This is a genomic window from Pyrinomonas methylaliphatogenes (genome assembly GCF_000820845.2).
GTDB lineage: Bacteria > Acidobacteriota > Blastocatellia > Pyrinomonadales > Pyrinomonadaceae > Pyrinomonas > Pyrinomonas methylaliphatogenes.
Genome location: NZ_CBXV010000004.1, coordinates 232,147 through 250,971 on the forward strand (window position 1 = coordinate 232,147; position 18,825 = coordinate 250,971).

Sequence of the window (18,825 nt, forward strand, 5' to 3'; positions counted from 1 at the left end):
GACAAAATCCACACCCCAAAATTTAATAAGGAGAGAAAATGGACGCCAAAACAGCGCTGAAGTATGCTGAAGATCACGGAGCTCGATTCGTCTCCCTTCGTTTCACCGATCTGGTCGGAGCGTGGCATCACTTAACCTTCCCGATTCACGAACTATCCGAAAGCAGCTTCGAAGATGGCTTCGGCTTCGATGCCTCCAGTTTGCGCGGATGGGCTTCGATCCACGAGTCGGACATGTTGCTCGTGCCCGATCCATCGCGCTTCTGGATGGATCCGTTCGCTGAGGAGCCGACCGTATGTTTCATCGCCAATGTCGTCGATCCGATTACCAAAGAAGGCTATGGGCTCGATCCGCGATCGGTGGCCGCGCGCGCGGAGAGTTACCTCCGCTTTACGGGGATTGCCGATACGGCCTATTTTGGTCCCGAGGCTGAATTCTTCGTCTTCGACAGCGTGCGCTTCTATAACGAGCAGAACGCCGCCGGATACGAAGTCGAGTCGGACGAGGGCATATGGAACTCCGGGCGCGGCAGCAACGGTTTCGAAAGCCCGAACCTCGGCTACCGCATCCGCAACAAGGAAGGTTATGTGCCGGTCCCACCGGCTGATAGTTTGAGCGATCTGCGCTCGGAGATCGCCCTGACGCTCGAAAGCGTTGGCATTCAAGTCGAGTGTCATCACCACGAAGTGGCGACCGCCGGGCAATGCGAGATCGACTTCCGTTTCTCGACCCTTCTCGGCACCGCCGATAATCTGCAGCTCTTCAAATATATCGTGCGCAACACAGCGTATCGATACGGCAAGGCTGTGACCTTCATGCCGAAGCCGATCTACGGCGATAACGGGAGCGGGATGCACTGCCATCAGTCGCTCTGGAAGAATGAGAAGCCGCTCTTTGCCGGCGATGGCTATGCTGGGTTGAGCGATCTGGCGCGTTACTACATCGGCGGGTTGCTCAAACACGCGCCGGCGATCGTCGCGTTTGCCGCGCCGACGACCAACAGCTATAAGCGACTCGTGCCGGGCTTCGAAGCGCCGGTCAACCTCGCCTATTCGGCGCGCAATCGCTCAGCTGCGGTGCGCATCCCGATGTTCTCGCAGAATCCGAAACAGAAGCGGATCGAGTTTCGCCCGCCGGATCCATCCTGCAATCCGTATCTCGCCTTCTCCGCGATGCTCATGGCTGGGCTCGACGGGATCCAGAATCGCATCGACCCGGGCGAGCCTCTCGATAAGGATATCTACGATCTTTCGCCCGAAGAGCTGAAAGACGTCCCCAGCTTGCCGGGATCGCTCGACGATGCGTTGAGCGCGCTCGAGGCCGATCACAGCTTCTTGCTGAAGGGCGATGTCTTTACGCCACAGTTGATCGAGCGTTGGATCAGCTATAAGCGTGAGCGCGAGGTGCAGCCTTTGCGGATGCGGCCACACCCATTGGAATTTGCGCTCTATTTCGACGTCTGATCGAACAGCCTTGAGGATCTCATGAGCGCGGGGGGTTGGCCAAAGCCCCCGCGCTCTCTCTTTCGGGGCATCCGTCAAAAAACTCGCAATCGCTCGAATGCCTTGTGCTCTAGTTGCCGCGCTCCTTTCTTTGAGGCGCCCGTCAAAAAAACTATTGTCAAAACGATCGTTGCGTGATATAGTTCGCGGCTCGAATTAAAGCTGAGCGGAGGCCGGGCGCGCGGCTGAAGATTCGGATGCGGAAGATAGATCTGACCAACTTCCAAGTGGCGACGAGCGAGACGGCGCGCGATATCAATCGGCGCATTATGCTCAACCTGATCAGACGGCATCAGCCGATCTCGCGCGCCGATCTGGCGCGTTACTCCGGCCTTCAGCGCAGCACGGTCTCGGTCATCGTCGATCAGTTGATCAAAGAGAAGTGGGTGACGGAAGGGGCGAGCGGGCACGCGCCGCGCGGGCGCAAGCCGCGTTTCCTCTATCTCAATCGCGATCGCGTCGGGATCATCGGGATCAACGTGCGTCCGGCGATGACGACGATCGCGCTGGCAGATTTGGATGCCAACTTCATGGCGCAGGAATCCTTCTCGACGGCGTCCAATCCAGAGCAGTTCATTGCCGATCTGCGCACGCGGTTGCGGAACTTGATCGACACGCATCCCGGCATCGCATACGAGGGCATCGGCGTGAGTCTGCCTGGGCGCATCGATCTCGCCTCGCAGAGGTTGGTCTTCGCCCCGAATCTCGGATGGCGCGACGTCGATTTGAAGACCCCGCTCGAGGAGGCGACGGGATTGCCCGTCGAGTTGGAGAACGCGGCCAATGCCTGTGCGCTCGCCGAACTGTGGTTTGGGCGTGAAGGGGTGCGGAACTTGATCGCCGTGACGGTCTCCGAAGGCATCGGCAGCGGGGTGATCCTCGGCGGGCAGTTGGTGCGAGGCTCAAACGGGCTCGCCGGGGAGTTCGGACACATCACGATCGTCGAAGAGGGCATCGAGTGTCGCTGCGGCAATCGTGGCTGCTGGGAGGTCTACGCCTCGAATTCGGCGGCGGTCCGGTACTACGTGCAGGCGACCACATCGGCGCGCAGCAGGATGGAGAGTCGAACGCCGGAAGCGTCGCTGAGCTTCGACGATATCTTGCGTTTGGCCGATCAGGGCGATCCTAAGGCGAACGAGGCGATCGCTTCGATGGCCCACTATTTGGGCGTTGGGATCGCGCTGCTGATCACCGGTCTGGCTCCCGACGTCATCGTGCTGGTCGGCGAGGTGACGCGCTTTTGGGGGCGGATCGGCCCGATCATCGAACAGATCGTGCGCCGTCGGAATGTGACGGGCGCGCCGACGCGCATTGTGCCGACCGATCCGGCGATGCAGCCGCGTCTGCGGGGGACGATCGCGCTCGTCTTGCAGAAGCATTTCGGCGCTCCGGAAGTCGCCTGAGAGGATCTCTTTGTAAAAATTGTTCGAGGGGCGAATTAAAACTTCGAACTTTTCAGCGATGGGTTCACGAGGCTAACTCCACTTCAGATCTTGCGGACGGCAGGACCGAAAGCTCGAACGCGATCTCGTTCGGCCTCGTCGTCGGCTGAGCTTGTGACGTCCGCCAGGGCAAGGGGGCAGGCGAGTCCCGACACAGCGCGGGCAGCGAAAAAACTCGTTTCAATTGAGGAGGTGACACCATGTGTCGTGTGGTTAAAAGAGCGTCATGTAGAACAGAACGACGATGGGGCTTGCGCGGGCGCCAGTGGGCCGCTCCGCTTCAAGGCTTAGTCGCGTCTCTACTGCTCATCCTTTCCTTCCATGTCGGCGACGCTCAAGTCCTGTATGGCACGTTGACCGGAACCGTCACTGATCCGCAGGGCGCGACCGTCCCTGGGGCGACGGTTGAGGTGGTGAACGTTGGCACGGGCGTCGCTAAGAATACGACCACGAACGAAAGCGGAGTCTATCAGTTCAACGATCTACAGCCGGGCATCTACAAGGTGACGATTCAGGCTGGATCATTTCAGCCTTTCGTCCAGGAGAACGTGCAGATAAACGCGAACACGATTCGCCGCATAGACGTCCAATTACAACTGGCCGGGGTAACAGGCAGCGTAACGGTCGCTGGCTCTGAGATCCCGATGCTTCAAACTGACCGCGGTGACGTAAACTACACGCTGCCGAGTCGGCAGATCAACGACCTGCCGCTATTTGGGAGCGTCGGGCGGAACTACCAGACGATGCTTCTGCTGATCCCGGGCACTTCGCGCAGCCCTGGTTTTGTCAACAACGGGAGCGGCGAGGAGAATTCAGCCGCCGGCAATCCGCAGCGGTCGATCTCCTACAACGTCAATGGCGTATCGCGCTTGCAGAACAACACGAAGATTGACGGAGCGAGCGTCATCTATCCGTGGTTGCCGACCAACACCGTCTATGTGCCGCCAGCCGAGGCCATACAGGAGGTGAACATCGTCACCAACGCCTTTGATGCGGAGCAAGGTCTGGCAGGCGGAGCGGCAGTCAACGTGACGATCAAAAGCGGCGGGAACGATTTTCACGGAGCCTTCTGGGGATATGATACGAACAGTCGTTTCCAGTCGCGGCGTTTCTTCCAACCTGTGAACCAGACGAAGATCCCCAAGAACATCCTCGCGCAGTTCGGTTACGCGCTTAGCGGGCCCGTCATCTTGCCGCGTTTTGGCGAGGGTGGTCCAGCCATCTGGAGCGGCAAGAATAAGCTCTTCTTCTTCACGGATCTTGAGCGCACGACGCAGCGGAACGCGGCCGGGGGCACGGCGACGGTCGCACCGGCTTTCTTGCGCCCGGACGCCAACGGCAACGTCAACTTCACGGGCACGGGGATCACCGTTTACGATCCGCTGTCGGACCCCGATCCGTCAAAGCGGACGCCTTTCCCGAACAACACCATCCCGGCCAGCAGGATCGATCCGGCGGCGTTGGAGCTTATCAAAAGATTGCCGCTTCCGAACTTACCCGGTTTGACGAACAACTACGCGACGACCGGTGTGGGCCAGTTCAATCGCACCAACGTGGATGTCAAGATCAACTATAACGCGGGCGGCAAACTCACATTCTTTGGTCGTTACAGCGCTTCGCCGACGTTGATTATCGACCCGCCCGTCTTTGGCGACGCCGGTGGTCCGGCGATGAACGGCGGACAACTGGGGACAGCTCCCGGGCTCATTCAAGTCGTCGGTCTCGGCGCAACCTACACTTTCAGTCCGACGGTCGTTCTGGATGTGAACGTCGGCTACACGCGGCAGCGGCTCGGAGCCGAAGCCTTCGACATCGGCACCAACGTTGGTCTGAATATCTTGCGGATCCCTGGCACCAACGGTCCCGATAGGCTCCAGGGGGGCACCCCGGCCTTCTTCATATCCGGGTGGACCGAACTCGGCAACACCAACACCGGTAATCCGTTCCTGTTTCGCGACAACAACTATGTCGCCGCGGCGAACCTTTCGTGGCTGAAGGGGACGCATTCGTTCCGCTTCGGCTTCGACTACATGTATCCTCAGCTAAATCACTTCCAACCGCAGGGCGGGACGTTCCAAACCGTGCGCGGTTCGTTCTCCTTCACCGGCAATGTCACGAGGCGGCAGGGCGATGCGGCCAGTCTGGCCGAGAGCTCGCAGCTTCACGCTTGGGCCGATTTCTTGCTCGGCATGCCGACCCGCGCGGGCAAGGTGGACCAGCTTCGCAATCCGAACTCGGTCTGGTGGCAGCAGTATGCTCTTTACGCGCGCGATCACTGGCAGATCGGTCGGCGTTTGACGTTGACCTACGGTTTGCGCTGGGAGCGTTTCCCGGTTCCGCGGAAGGATCACACCGGCATCAACCGCTTTGACCCGGACACCGGTTTAGTCTACACGGGCGGCCTCGACGGCGTGCCATTCAATAGCGGCGTAAAATCCGGCCCCGGACAGTTTCTGCCGCGCATTGGTATTGCCTTCCGGTTGGATGACCGAACAGTGATCCGCGGCGGTTACGGGCAGTCGGCTGATCCCCGTCCCTTCCAAGACATGAGGAACGCTTATCCGGTCGCCAATATCTGGGAGATGCCGACCGCCAAATTCAACGGGGTAGATAATTCTTTCCTCCCCGTGACCACGCTGCGGCAGGGCCTGATCAACACGAGCACTCCGCCGAACATCAACGCGGGCATCATCCCGCTTCCCGCCAACGTCAGCACGACGACCATCCCGAAGACGCCGATGCGCAAGGAGATTCACTCCTTCAACGCCCTCATCGAGCGGGAACTGCCGTGGAAGTTCGTCGCTCAGATTGGTTACGTCGGCACGCGCGCGGTCGGGCAGATGGGGTTCATCAACATCAACGCTGGCCCGCCGGGAACGGGGGACGCGGGGCGTCCGCTCTTCGCCAAGTTCGGTCTGACGGGCGACATCAACATGATCATGCCCTATGGGACGACGACCTATGACAGCATGCAGCTGCTCGTTACGCGCCGTTTGGGCGGTTCGCTCTTCGGCTCGGCCTACACCTGGTCGAAAGCGATCAACTATGCGGACAACGATGGCGGTCCACGGATTCAGTACCTGCCTGAAAAGGAGCGCAATCGTGGTCCGGCAAGTTACGACCGAACACACAACTGGCAAACCTATTGGGTCTATGATCTGCCCTTCGGCAAGGGGCAACGTTGGGCGCGTGAAGGTTGGGCGAGCAAGCTGCTTGGCGGTTTCCAGCTGAGCGGGATCATGAGCGTCATGAGCGGTCTGCCGATCTATATCGTGCAGAATACGGCTCCCAATTTGCTGGCTGCCGGAAGCGGTCAAGTGCCTAACCAGCTTAAGTCCAACATCGCCATCCTCGGTGGAGTGGGAACATCCTCACAGCGCGGGTCTGCAGCTGGGCCTTGGTTCGACAACACGGTCCTCGGCATCAACTGCACTTCCAATTGCGCTTGGGCGCCGGAGAACGGGCCGCGCTTTGGGACTGTCGGCAGGAACAATCTCCGCGGACCCGGTTTCTTCGAGCTGGATCTGAGCATCTACCGCACGTTCTATTTCACGGAGAGGGTGCAATTTCAGCTCCGGGCCGAGGCGTTGAACGCGACCAACCACGCGAACTTCGCCAACCCGGATGCCAATATCAACAGCCCCACATTTGGCTTTATCACGTCAACTTACGGCCCGAACCAGTCACGTCAGTGGCGTTTTGGGGCTCGGTTGGCGTTCTGAATAAAGATTCGGATGGCTCGGGAGATCGCCCTCTCCCGAGCTATCCGAAAGGAACCCATTGAAGGAGTCCGCTTGGTCGTTCCGACGAGCAGCTAAGGGAGGAAAGGAGAATGACATCTCGCAGGTCGGCAGCATGCCTTAGCGCGTCGCTAGGCGCCTTGATCGTTTCTCTTCTGCTTGAAGGAACGATCATCGCGCAAGATTGCTCGATTCTGGATTTGCAATTCCCGACGGCTAGCGTTACCGCCACTCAGGATAGGGACAGAATGTTATGCCTTCTGGGCATAAAGTTCCCCACGCTTCCACCCAGAATAGAGGATCCAAACCGCCCCGTAAACGCTTGGCCGCGTGATCCGGCCAATCCTGAGGGCAACTGGACCGACCCGCGGGGCCATCTGGTTACGCGGACGCCGTTCGGCCTTTGGACGACCTATGATAGCGATTCTGGTGCGCAGGGCGGCGCGATGAGCGGATATGGCGATTATGGTCCGTTTTCGACCCCTCGTTACACCGATATAGATCTGCTGAAGATGAAAGACGGCACGCCCGTTACGACTGCGGAGGATTGGTGGACCAAACGTCGCCCTGAGATTTTCAGCTTGATTCAGCAAGAGCTTTACGGTAGAGCCATCGACCCGCACATCCCGATCAATTGGACGGTGAGCGCCATCACGACCGGCGTCCAGACCGTCAATGGCGTCGATTATCCTTACAGACAAAAGACCTTCACCGGGGTCGTCGATACGTCGAGCTATCCCGCCCTCCGAAACACACCGGTCATCACCGCCCAGTGCAGATTTCCCGCCGAATCGGGGCGGAGATACCCGGTGATCATCACCTACGGCGAGGGCGTAAGTAGATTTCAATACACCGCGCCTTATGGGATAGGGGTCTGCAGCTACAACCCCACCTCAGTTCAACCCGATAGCGGAGGGGCTAACCTCTCCAGCTACTTGATCGGGTTGATCAACAAAGGTAATTGGAGAAAACCCGACGATCCGGGCGCTCTGGTGGCTTGGGCTTGGGGCGTTAGCCGTTTGATCGATCGTTTCGCTACCGATCCCGATCTTGATGCGGAAAAGGTCGGGGTCGAAGGTCACTCGCGTTACGGCAAGTCCGCCTTGGTGGCGGCAGCTTACGACGACCGCATAGTCGTTGTCTGGCCCAGCGATGCGGGCGCCTTGGGCACGGCGATCGCCCGGCGACACTGGGGTGAGCCTTTGGAGTTCGTCGCTTCATCCACGTCGGAGTACCACTGGGTGAACGGGAATATCATGAAGTACATGGGGCCATTGAACCCGGGCGGCTATATCCCTCGAAGGTTGGAACTTTTAGATGTCGATGCCCATTCGACGGTAGCGCTGATCGCTCCGCGCGCGATCTTCATCACGAATGGGACGGATACGCCGCCCGGCTTTGGCGATGCGTGGGCCGATCCGCGCGGCACCTTCCTCTCGGGACTGCTCGCCTCTCCCGTTTGGGAGCTTCTCGGCTGGCCCGGCTTGATCATCCCGCCGGGGACCGTGTTCACTTCAGGCCCGGATGAGTCAGTGGGCGGCACGCCTCCGTTCAATGTGGCCTTCATCGATGGCACCATCGGCTGGAGGCGCCAGATCGAAGGTCATACGCCCGTCCCTAACTGGCCCACATTCGCTCAATTTGCCGCAAGATACTTGCGCGATGAGAGGCCGGTCATCATACCCAACCAGAAATTCACCGTCGCAAAGGGCTCGACGAATGTCGGCAAAGTGGCGGCGATCGATCCGGATGGAGGTACGCTGCGCAGTTGGCAGATTACGGGAGGCACCGGCGTCGGTAAATTCTCCATCGATCGCAGCACGGGGCAGATCACTGTCAAAGACCCGGCCTCTTTGGATTTGAGCGATACGCCGAGCTACACGTTGCAGGTTGCCGTCGGCGATGGTCTATTGATGAGTCGAAGCGAGACGGTGACGATCTCTGCCGCGACCGTTCAGTTGGTCACGACGGCGACTTTGACGAAGCTTGCCGATGGTAGCTATCAAGCGACGGTCGTCATCACTAACAACGGGTTCGCTAACGCGGAAAATGTCCGGTTGACTTCCGCCACGCTCGGCGCAGTTAGCGCAACCTCATTGCCGGTCGCGTTGGGCACGATCCCTGCGGGCGGATCTGCGAGCGTCACGCTTCAATTCCCCGCAAGCGCGGGCCCATCGGGTTCAGCCGTGATCGAGCGCTACGCGGGCAGCTATGCGGGCGGAACGTTCCTCGGAAGCATTCGCGCTCGATTGCCTTAGCCAGAGAGGAGGTGAAATGAGAGGGTTAAATCTCGCATCCCAGAAGAGTGGGTGTGGAATGAGGCTATCAAATCTCCCGTCCTTGTTCGTCTCATCGCGACGGCGGCGAGAACGAGCGAGTGAAATGAGACCATCAAATCTCCCGTCCCTTCTTTTCGCGATGGTGGTTGCCTGCTTGATTCTGCATTCTGCCGCGCGCGCTGACAATCTGACTGTGACACTGTTTTCGCCCGTAGTCGGAGCGCCGGGCAGCACGCTCTCCATTGTCGGCACGATTGTCGCGCCGAGCACAAACAGCGGTTCCGTTTACTTGAATTCGGACGCTTTGAGTCTGGCCGGCCCGTTTACGCTCAATGACGATCCGTTCATTTTGAACGCGCCGACTTCGATGGCCCCGGGCGCGACCTACACTGCCGTGCTGTTCACGGTGACGATCAGTCCACAGGCGTCAGAGGGGATCTATACCGGCTTCTTTACGATCCTCGGCGGAGAGAGCGGCGATCCGTTGGCCCTTGATCCGATAAGCAACACGGCATCGTTCGAGGTCCATGTCGTACCGGAGCCGACCGCTATGTTGCTGATCGGGACAGGATTGATTGGGATCATGCTCAGAGTGCGTCGGCGGCGGTGAAGTTTCAAGGAGCGCATGTTATGACTTCGATTCCGTTGCGATGGCCGTCGCGAGACGAGGCGGTGAAGTTTCAAGGAGCACATGTCATGCCGTGCTTCTCTCTTCTGGCGAAGCCATGAAGATTACTGCCGGAGCGCCCGAAGGCTCTGGCAGTAACTTTTGCGTTTTAAAGGCGAACAGCCCTTAAGAAGGTTCTTTCAAGTCCGGGAGCGATCTCCGAAGATGGTTCATCTATTTGACCGACGATCTGCGCCTTCGCTCAGTAGCGTGGCGTACGCTTTAGTCATCGTTTGCGTCCTTTTGGCGAAGGGCGAGGCTCAGCAAGGTTCACTTCCGCACCTGCGTCGGCAAGGGACGGCCACACAATTGATCGTCGACGGCCAGCCGTTCCTCGTCCTCGCCGGCGAACTCGGCAACTCTTCCGCCTCGAGCCTCGAGTACATGCGACCCATCTGGCCGAAGCTCGTCAAACTCAACTTGAACGCGGTGCTCGCCCCGGTTTATTGGGAGTTGATCGAACCGAGCGAGGGCAAGTTCGACTTCAGTCTCGTCGATGGTCTGATCGAGGAGGCGCGGCGTCATAAGCTGCGGCTTGTCTTCCTCTGGTTCGGTTCGTGGAAGAACAGCATGTCGTGCTATGCGCCGGCATGGGTAAAGCAGGATCAAAGGCGGTTTCCGCGCGCGGAAGATCGCGCGGGGCGCGGCCTGGAGATCCTGTCGCCTTTCAGTCAAGAGAACGTCGAAGCGGACGCGCGCGCTTTCGCTGCGCTCATGCGCCACTTGCGCGAAGTGGACGGGCAGGACCACACGGTGATCATGGTCCAAGTCGAAAACGAGATCGGGATGATACCCGACTCGCGCGACCGCAGCGCCGTCGCCAACAAGCTCTTCAGCCAGCAAGTGCCGGCGGAATTGATGAGTTACTTGGAGCAGCATAAAGAGACGCTTCATCCGGAACTGCGCGCCGCTTGGGTGGCAAACGGTTACAGGGCGCGCGGCACATGGGAAGAGATCTTCGGCAAAGGGCCCTTGACCGATGAGATCTTCATGGCGTGGCACTTCGCCCGTTACACGAACCGCGTAGCGGAACGAGGCAAGGCTGAATACCCGCTGCCGATGTTCGTCAACGCCGCGCTCATCCGCCCGGGCTACGTGCCCGGTCAATATCCGAGCGGCGGACCGTTGCCGCACTTGATGGACATCTGGCGCGCGGGCGCGCCGCAGATAGACTTTCTCGCGCCCGACATCTACTTCCCGAATTTCACCGAGTGGGTGCGACGTTACCATCGTGCGGGCAATCCGCTCTTCATCCCCGAGATCGGCCTCGGTCAGCTCAACGCGGTCCAGGCGCTTTATGCCTTCGCTCAACATGACGCGATCGGTTTCAGCCCATTTGGCATCGAATCGGCGGATGAGGCGACAGGAGAGGCGCTTGCCGCCGGTTACGATCTTCTGAGGCAGCTTGCGCCGCTCATCCTCGCGCATCAGGGGAAGGGGACGATGGTCGGCCTGTTGCCGGAAAATCTCGAACTGCAACGCCAACCGCAACAGATCAGCTTAGGCGGTTACAGGTTAAACGTCACTTATGAACGCCCATCGGCGGAGCGCGCGCCGCTTTCGGGCGGATTGGCGATCGCCATCGGGCAAGATGAGTTCCTGTTTGCCGGAACTGGGGTGACGGTCACGTTTGAAGCCGATTCGCCTGGTGACCCGCAGGTCGGCATTCTCTCTGTGGAAGAAGGGAAGTATGTGAACGGAGCGTGGGTGGCGGGGCGTCGTTTGAATGGCGATCAGACGCATCAGGGGCGTCACCTGCGACTTGAGCCGGGCCGGTTCAGCATCCAACGCATCAAGCTCTATCGTTACCGTTGAGATCGTTTCGAACGAGCGGATCGTCAATGGGGATCGGAAGAGGCTTGAGGGCTAGCGGCCATCGCATCCGCGCCATCGACGCTCGCATTCGCTGGTCCAGCCGTCGAATATGAAGTGGAGGGCAAAATCAGAAGTGAATCAACGGCGCAAGGCGATCATTCCGGTCTTGAGTTTCGTCATCGCCTCTTTCATGAGCGCAGGCGTTATGGCTGAGGATGGCTATCGTCTGTGGTTGCGTTACGATTCGCTTCCCAAACAAACAGTCGAACGCTATCGGCCTCATGTGGCGAGTTTGGTGGTTCAAGGAAGATCGCCCACTTTGGCGGCCATTCGAGAAGAGTTGGTGGCCGGGCTTTCCGGCTTGCTTGGGACGAAGGTTGCGGTCGCTGCCGATCTCGATCGCGACGGCGCCATCATCGTCGGGACGCCGCGAAGCTCGCCGCTGATCGCTCGATTGAGATTGGACCATCTGTTGCGCGCGCTCGGACCCGAAGGGTACATCATCCGTTCCGTCAGGTTGGACGGGCGGAGGGCGATCGCGATCGCGTCTGATGGTGAGGTAGGCGCGCTCTACGGCGCATTCCATCTCTTGCGTTTGATGCAGACCGTGCAACCGCTCGATGATCTTGACATCGTCGAGCGCCCGCGCCTTCGTCTGCGCATACTCAATCACTGGGACAATTTGGATGGCAGCATCGAGCGCGGTTACGCGGGACGATCGCTCTGGAATTGGAGCGAACTTCCCGCGCGAGTGGACCAGCGATTGCGCGATTACGCGCGCGCTTGCGCGTCGGTCGGGATCAACGGTTCGGTGTTGAACAACGTCAATGCCGACGCGCGCATTCTGAGCGCCGAATATCTGCGCAAGGTCGCGGCGATCGCCGACGCCTTTCGCCCTTACGGCGTGCGCGTTTACCTTTCGATTCGCTTTTCGGCGCCGATGGAGCTCGGTGGATTGCCGACCGCCGATCCGCTCGACCCGACGGTCGCCGCGTGGTGGCGGCAGAAAGCGGACGAGATTTACAGCCTGATTCCGGATTTCGGCGGCTTTCTGGTCAAAGCCGATAGCGAGGGGCAGCCGGGGCCGCGCACCTACCGGCGCACGCACGCCGACGGGGCCAACATGCTCGCCGCGGCGCTCGCGCCGCATGGCGGAGTTGTGATGTGGCGCGCTTTCGTCTATGACCCGAAGCCCGGTTATGATCGCGCCGCTGCCGCCTATGACTCGCTCAAACCTTTCGATGGGAAGTTCGCGCCGAACGTCTTGCTGCAAGTCAAGAACGGGCCCATCGATTTTCAACCGCGCGAGCCTTTCCATCCGCTCTTCGGCGCGATGCCGAAGACGCAGTTGATGCCGGAACTGCAGATCACGCAGGAGTACTTGGGTTTTTCCAATCATCTCGTCTTCCTCGCCATGATGTGGCGCGAGTTTCTGGACTCGGACACTTACGCTGAAGGGCCGGGTTCGACCGTCGCGAAAGTGATAGACGGCAGCCTCTACGGGCAGCGTTTGACGGGGATGGCCGGGGTGGCGAACACGGGATCGGATAGGAACTGGACCGGTCATCATTTCGCGCAGGCGAACTGGTACGCTTTCGGGCGACTCGCTTGGGACCCAAATCTTGCGCCGCGTCGGATCGCCGAAGAGTGGGTGCGGATGACCTTCACGCGCGATCCCGCGACCGCCGAGCGGATCGTGCGGATGATGCTCGAATCATACGAGGCTTTGGTCGATTACATGACTCCGTTGGGGCTGCATCACATCATGTGGCCGGGCCACCATTACGGACCAGCTCCGTGGTGGGACAAGGCGGAGCGGCCCGACTGGAACTCGGTCTACTACCATCGCGCCGATGCGCGCGGCCTCGGATTTGATCGAACGGCGACGGGGAGCGATGCCGTAAGCTGCTACAACCCGCCGATCCGCGACCTCTTCGCCAATATCGCGACGTGTCCGGAGAAGTTCCTCCTCTGGTTTCATCACGTGCCATGGGATTATCGCTTGCTTTCAGGCCGGACTTTGTGGGATGAACTGGCGCTTCGCTATCAACGCGGAGTCGATTGGGTGCGCGCGGCGCGCAAAGAGTGGGACGCGCTCGCTGACAGGATCGACGCGGAACGGCACGCGGAAGTGGCCCGGAAGTTGGCGATTCAAGAGCGCGATGCCGTCTGGTGGCGCGACGCCGTCCTGCTCTATTTCCAGACCTTCGCGAAACGTCCGCTTCCGCCGGGCGTGGAACGACCGGCGCACACGCTCGATTTTTATATGACCACGAGTTTGAAATGGTAGAGGGTGAAGTCGGATCTGGTTGGATGATGATGGAAGCTGATATGCTGTGGGGCTTCTTCTGATTTCAGATGCTTGGGGAAAGAGATGAAGATCGCAGATCTACGAACGACGACCGTCAGTGTTCCGCTCGAAGCGCCGCTTCGTCATGCCAACGGTTGCCATTGGGGGCGATTCGTTCGCACGCTCGTCGAGATCGAAACGGATGATGGTTTGATCGGTCTTGGCGAGATGGGCGGTGGCGGCGAATCTGCCGAAGCCGTCTTCCGCGCCATCCGCGAGCAGCTTCTGGGTCATGATCCGAGCCGGCTGGAAGAGTTGCGTTTCTTGCTCGCCAATCCGACCGCCTCGCTCTACAACAACCGGACGCAAGTTCTGGCCGCCATCGAGTTCGCCTGTTTGGACATCCTCGGGCAGCGGTGGGGCGTGCCCGTGAGCGAGATTCTGGGCGGGCGCGTGCGCGAGCGCGTCGAGTTCGCTTCCTACCTCTTCTTCCGTTACGCGAATCCGCGAACGGGTGCGGGCGAGGTGCGCACCGTCGAACAGTTGATCGAGCATGCGCGAGCTTTACGCGAACGATACGGTTTTCGCGCGCATAAGTTGAAGGGCGGGGTCTTCCCGCCTGAGTACGAACTGGCGTGCTATCGCGCGTTGGGCGAGGAATTCGGTGAGGATAGCTTCAGGTTCGATCCGAACGCTGTGTGGAGTGTGGGCGAGGCCATCTGGTTCGGGCGCGAGATCGCTGGGATGAAGAACGATTACTTGGAAGATCCGGTTTACGGGCTGGAGGGGATGCGACAGGTGCGCGAGCGCGTTCCGCAGTTGCTGGCGACGAATACGGTGGTGGTCAACTTCGAGCAGTTGGCGGCCAACGTGTTGCGGCGCGGGGTGGATGTGATCTTGTTGGACACGACCTTTTGGGGCGGGATGAGGCCGTGCGTGAAGGCTGCCGGGGTCTGCGAGACGTTCCAGCTAGGGATCGGCGTGCACTCGTCCGGAGAGTTGGGAGTGCAGCTTGCGACGATGCTGCACGTCGGGGCGGTGCTGCCCAACCTGCGGTATGCGGCCGATGCGCACTATCACCATCTGGCGGATGACGTGATCGAAGGCGGGAAGATGCGCTACGAAGACGGAGCGATCAAGGTGCCGGATGGACCGGGCTTAGGTGTGAAACTGGATCGTGAGAAAGTGGCGCAGTATGCGGAGGAGTACCGGCGGTTGGGTGGATACCCGTATGACAAGGATCCGTTGCGTCCTGGGTGGGTGGCGTTGATCCCAAACGAGCGCTGGGCCGATCCGGCTGATGCGCGACAGCCGCGGATCCCGTATTGAAAGATTTTGCGCTCTCGCCCGGAGATTGAAGCGAGGATGAGAGCGCCTTTTCGAAGTTTCATGGTTCGCACCAGATGCACTCTGAGGAAGGGATGGTTGGCATGATGGATTCCGGTTCGCGCGCTTCCTTTACTGAGAAGTTGGAACCGCTCTTGACGGATGAGGTCGAACTGCGGCGGCATGTCGAGAAAGCGGTCGAAGAGACGCAGGTCATCGACATGCACACGCACCTGTTCTCCATCGAGTTTGGGAAGATGGCCCTGTTCGGCATAGACGACCTGCTCACCTATCACTATCTGATCGCCGAGATGTTTCGCTCAGTCGAGCTGAAGCCGGAACGTTTCTGGCGGATGAGCAAACGCGAGCAGGCCGATCTCATCTGGCGGACGCTCTTTGTCGAAAACAGCCCGCTCTCTGAGGCGGCGCGGGGGATCGTCACGATCCTCAAAGCTTTCGGACTCAGCACGAACGCCGCCACTCTCGACGAAGCGAGGGAATTCTTCGCGACACAGGATGTGGCGAAGCATTTCGATCGGGTCTTCGAGATGGCGCGCGTCAAAGCGGTCGTGATGACCAATGATCCGCTCGATGCGCGCGAAGCTCACGTCTGGGAGAACGGCGTGCGCATCGATGCGCGCTTTCATGCGGCGCTTCGTCTGGACCGCGTGCTCAATGATTGGACGAACGCGGTGCCGAAGCTCGCCGAGCGCGGATATGCCGTCGAAACGGCGATCGATGCGAAGACGGTCGCCGAAGTGCGCCGTTTCCTCGATGATTGGATCACACGCATGAGGCCGCTCTACATGGCCGTCTCGTTGCCGGATGATTTCCGTTTTCCGAGCGATGATGTGCGCGACAGACTGCTTCGCGAAGCGGTGTTGCCGACCGCTCGCGCCGCGGGGCTCCCGCTCAGCTTGATGATCGGCGTGCGGCGCGGCGTGAATCCCGCCTTGCGGATCGCGGGCGACGGGGTGGGGCGAGCCGATGTCAAGGCGGTCGAGCGGATGTGCGCGGAGAATCCGGATGTGCGTTTCTTCGTCACCTTCCTGTCGCGCGAAAATCAACACGAACTGTGCGTGGCGGCGCGCAAGTTCAGCAACTTGATGCCTTTCGGTTGCTGGTGGTTTCTCAATAACCCTTCGATCGTCGCGGAGATCACCCGCGAGCGGATCGAACTGCTGGGGACGAGTTTCATCGCGCAACATTCGGATGCGCGCATACTCGAACAGTTGATCTACAAATGGAAACACTCGCGCCGCGTCATCGCCGATGCGTTGGTTGAAGCCTACACGCGGTTGCTCGCCAGCGGTCGCGCCGTCACGGCGCGGGAGATCGAACGCGATGTCGCGCGGCTGTTCTCCGAAAACTTTCGCCGGTGGGTCGCGATCGAAGGCGCGCCATAAGCTTGACTTGAAGGATCTTTTCTGGCCGATCGAAGAGGGAAAGGAGCGAGAGGGCGAAAGATGTTGCCTTATAAGAATCCAGAGCTTTCGGCAAAGGAGCGGACGCGCGATCTGCTCGCGCGCATGACTTTGGAAGAGAAGGCGGCACAGATGATCTGCGTCTGGCGGCAGAAGTCCGAAACGCTCGTTGACGAAAAAGGCGAGTTCGATCCACAGCGAGCCGCCGCGGCCTTCAAGGATGGTCATGGTTTGGGACAGGTCGGGCGACCGAGCGATGCCGGAGGCGGGCGCGATGCGCGCGGGATGGCGGAGCTGACCAATGCCATTCAGAAGTTCTTCATCGAGAAGAGCCGGTTGGGCATCCCCGTGATCTTTCACGAGGAGTGTCTGCATGGGCACGCGGCGCGCGACGCGACCAGCTTCCCGCAACCGATCGCGCTCGCTTCGACTTTCAACACGGAATTGGTCGAAGAGGTCTACGCGACGACGGCGGAAGAAGCGCGCGTGCGCGGCGCGCATCAAGCGCTCACGCCGGTCGTCGATGTCGCACGCGATCCGCGCTGGGGGCGCGTCGAAGAGACTTTCGGCGAGGATCCGCACTTGGTCGCGCAGATGGGCATTGCGGCGGTGCGCGGTTTTCAGGGCGACGCGCGTTTTCGCGATCGAAAGCATCTGATCGCCACGCTCAAACATTTCGCCGCGCACGGGCAGCCGGAATCGGGCATGAACTGCGCGCCGGCGAACGTCTCGTTGCGCGTGTTGCGCGAAACGTTCCTTCACCCCTTCAAAGAGGCGATTCAAAAAGCGGGCGCGATCAGCGTGATGGCTTCCTACAATGAGATAGACGGCGTGCCCTCTCATGCCAACCGGTGGTTGTTGCGCGATGTGTTGCGCGGCGAATGGGGCTTCGGCGGGTTTGTCGTCTCGGACTACTACGCCATCTGGGAGTTGCATTATCGCCCTGAAACGCACGGCCATTTCATCGCCGCTGATAAGCGCGAAGCCTGTCGTTTGGCCGTGCGCGCTGGCGTCAACATCGAGCTTCCCGAGCCGGATTGCTATCTCCATTTGGTCGAACTGGTTCGCGAGGGCCGCTTGCGCGAAGAGGAATTGGACGAACTTGTCGCGCCGATGCTCCTGTGGAAGTTCAAACTGGGCCTATTCGATGATCCTTATGTCGATCCGGACGAGGCCGAGCGGATCGTCGGCTCGGAGCGCAACCGCTCGTTGGCGCTGCGCGCGGCGCGCGAAGCGGTCACGTTGTTGAAGAACGATGAGCAACTTCTGCCGCTCGATCTCGCGCGATTCAAAAGGATCGCCGTCATCGGACCGAACGCGCATCGAGTCCTGCTTGGCGGTTACAGCGGCGTGCCGAAAAGTTATGTTACGGTCTTGGATGGGATCAAGGAGCGGGTGCGGCATCGCGCCGAGGTGCTCTATGCTGAGGGCTGCGGCCTTACGATCGGCGGCTCGTGGGACCAGGACGAGGTCGTGTTGAGCGATCCGGAGGAGGACCGAAAACTCATCGCCGAGGCGGTCCGGGTCGCCGAACGGGCTGACGTCGTCATCCTGTGCATCGGCGAGAACGAGCAGCTTTCGCGCGAGGCCTGGTCGCTTGCGCACATGGGCGATCGGGCCAGTCTCGATCTCGTCGGTCGGCAAGAGGAGCTGTTTCAAGCTCTGGTCGCCACAGGCAAGCCGATCGTCGTTCTCCTTTTCAACGGTCGTCCGCTCTCGATCAACAGCGTGAGCCGAGACGCGGCGGCGATCCTCGAATGCTGGTATCTCGGCCAGGAGACGGGGAGGGCCGTCGCCGAAGTGCTCTTCGGCGATTTCAACCCATGCGGGAAGCTGCCCATCACGATCCCGCGTTCAGCCGGGCATTTGCCAGTCTTCTACAACCATAAACCGTCGGCGCGCCGCGGCTACCTTTTCGATGACGCCTCGCCGCTCTACGCCTTCGGTTACGGTCTGAGTTATACGAACTTCTCGATCGAGAATGTGCGACTCGAACGCGAACGGATCGGGCGCGACGAGGCGACGCGCGTCTTTGCCGACATAGTTAACGAGGGGACGCGCGCCGGGGCCGAGGTGGTCCAGCTCTATGTGCGCGATCTCATAAGCTCTGTGACGCGCCCCGTTAAAGAACTGAAGGGTTTCCGAAAGGTCTTTCTGAATCCGGGCGAAAAGCGCACCATCGCGCTCGAGATCACGCCTGAAGCGCTCGCTTTCTACGACATCGAGATGAACTACACGGTTGAGCCGGGAGAGTTCGAGATCATGATCGGCCGTTCATCGCGCGATGTCGATCTGCGGAGAGTGACGTTGCAGGTGATCTAGCGCGAGCAAGCGGCTCAC

At 60.1% G+C, this 18,825-nt stretch carries 10 protein-coding genes; all 10 read left to right on the top strand.

Annotated features, from left to right (window positions below; translation table 11 throughout):
* Window positions 1–38 precede the first annotated feature (38 nt).
* The 10 genes from glnA to PYK22_RS05635 all read left to right on the top strand — a co-directional run bounded on the left by glnA (window position 39) and on the right by PYK22_RS05635 (window position 18,807).
* Window positions 39–1,463: a type I glutamate--ammonia ligase gene (glnA, locus tag PYK22_RS05590; RefSeq protein ID WP_041975171.1), complete on the top strand. Its 1,425-nt coding sequence runs from the start codon at window positions 39–41 to the stop codon at window positions 1,461–1,463.
* Between the two features lie 236 nt (window positions 1,464–1,699).
* Window positions 1,700–2,905 (top strand): ROK family transcriptional regulator, encoded by a 1,206-nt coding sequence (locus PYK22_RS05595; RefSeq protein WP_041975172.1) that lies wholly within the window; start codon window positions 1,700–1,702, stop codon window positions 2,903–2,905.
* 239 nt (window positions 2,906–3,144) lie between these two features.
* Complete coding sequence (locus tag PYK22_RS05600) at window positions 3,145–6,666, top strand: TonB-dependent receptor (RefSeq protein WP_083437633.1); 3,522 nt, start codon at window positions 3,145–3,147, stop codon at window positions 6,664–6,666.
* A gap of 266 nt (window positions 6,667–6,932) precedes the next feature.
* Complete coding sequence (locus PYK22_RS05605; protein WP_157770690.1) at window positions 6,933–8,942, top strand: cadherin repeat domain-containing protein; 2,010 nt, start codon at window positions 6,933–6,935, stop codon at window positions 8,940–8,942.
* Between the two features lie 160 nt (window positions 8,943–9,102).
* Window positions 9,103–9,573: a PEP-CTERM sorting domain-containing protein gene (locus PYK22_RS05610; protein WP_041975173.1), complete on the top strand. Its 471-nt coding sequence runs from the start codon at window positions 9,103–9,105 to the stop codon at window positions 9,571–9,573.
* A 222-nt stretch (window positions 9,574–9,795) separates the two neighbouring features.
* A complete protein-coding gene (locus tag PYK22_RS05615; protein ID WP_041975174.1) occupies window positions 9,796–11,445 on the top strand; it encodes a GH35 family beta-galactosidase in 1,650 nt (549 codons plus the stop codon).
* Between the two features lie 190 nt (window positions 11,446–11,635).
* Window positions 11,636–13,735 (top strand): alpha-glucuronidase family glycosyl hydrolase, encoded by a 2,100-nt coding sequence (locus PYK22_RS05620; protein WP_041975573.1) that lies wholly within the window; start codon window positions 11,636–11,638, stop codon window positions 13,733–13,735.
* Window positions 13,736–13,819: 84 nt separating this feature from the next.
* The gene (locus PYK22_RS05625) at window positions 13,820–15,064 is read left to right on the top strand and encodes an enolase C-terminal domain-like protein (protein WP_041975175.1); all 1,245 of its coding nucleotides are present in this window, start codon (window positions 13,820–13,822) and stop codon (window positions 15,062–15,064) included.
* 101 nt (window positions 15,065–15,165) lie between these two features.
* Window positions 15,166–16,467: a hypothetical protein gene (locus PYK22_RS05630; protein ID WP_211197621.1), complete on the top strand. Its 1,302-nt coding sequence runs from the start codon at window positions 15,166–15,168 to the stop codon at window positions 16,465–16,467.
* A 60-nt stretch (window positions 16,468–16,527) separates the two neighbouring features.
* A complete protein-coding gene (locus PYK22_RS05635) occupies window positions 16,528–18,807 on the top strand; it encodes a glycoside hydrolase family 3 N-terminal domain-containing protein (protein ID WP_041975176.1) in 2,280 nt (759 codons plus the stop codon).
* The last annotated feature ends 18 nt before the right edge of the window (window positions 18,808–18,825 follow it).

Coding starts and splice junctions, on each gene's coding strand:
- glnA (WP_041975171.1), top strand. CDS start 39: ATGGACGCCAAAACAGCGCTGAAGTATGCTGAAGATCACGGAGCTCGA.
- PYK22_RS05595 (WP_041975172.1), top strand. CDS start 1,700: ATGCGGAAGATAGATCTGACCAACTTCCAAGTGGCGACGAGCGAGACG.
- PYK22_RS05600 (WP_083437633.1), top strand. CDS start 3,145: ATGTGTCGTGTGGTTAAAAGAGCGTCATGTAGAACAGAACGACGATGG.
- PYK22_RS05605 (WP_157770690.1), top strand. CDS start 6,933: ATGTTATGCCTTCTGGGCATAAAGTTCCCCACGCTTCCACCCAGAATA.
- PYK22_RS05610 (WP_041975173.1), top strand. CDS start 9,103: ATGGTGGTTGCCTGCTTGATTCTGCATTCTGCCGCGCGCGCTGACAAT.
- PYK22_RS05615 (WP_041975174.1), top strand. CDS start 9,796: ATGGTTCATCTATTTGACCGACGATCTGCGCCTTCGCTCAGTAGCGTG.
- PYK22_RS05620 (WP_041975573.1), top strand. CDS start 11,636: ATGAGCGCAGGCGTTATGGCTGAGGATGGCTATCGTCTGTGGTTGCGT.
- PYK22_RS05625 (WP_041975175.1), top strand. CDS start 13,820: ATGAAGATCGCAGATCTACGAACGACGACCGTCAGTGTTCCGCTCGAA.
- PYK22_RS05630 (WP_211197621.1), top strand. CDS start 15,166: ATGATGGATTCCGGTTCGCGCGCTTCCTTTACTGAGAAGTTGGAACCG.
- PYK22_RS05635 (WP_041975176.1), top strand. CDS start 16,528: ATGTTGCCTTATAAGAATCCAGAGCTTTCGGCAAAGGAGCGGACGCGC.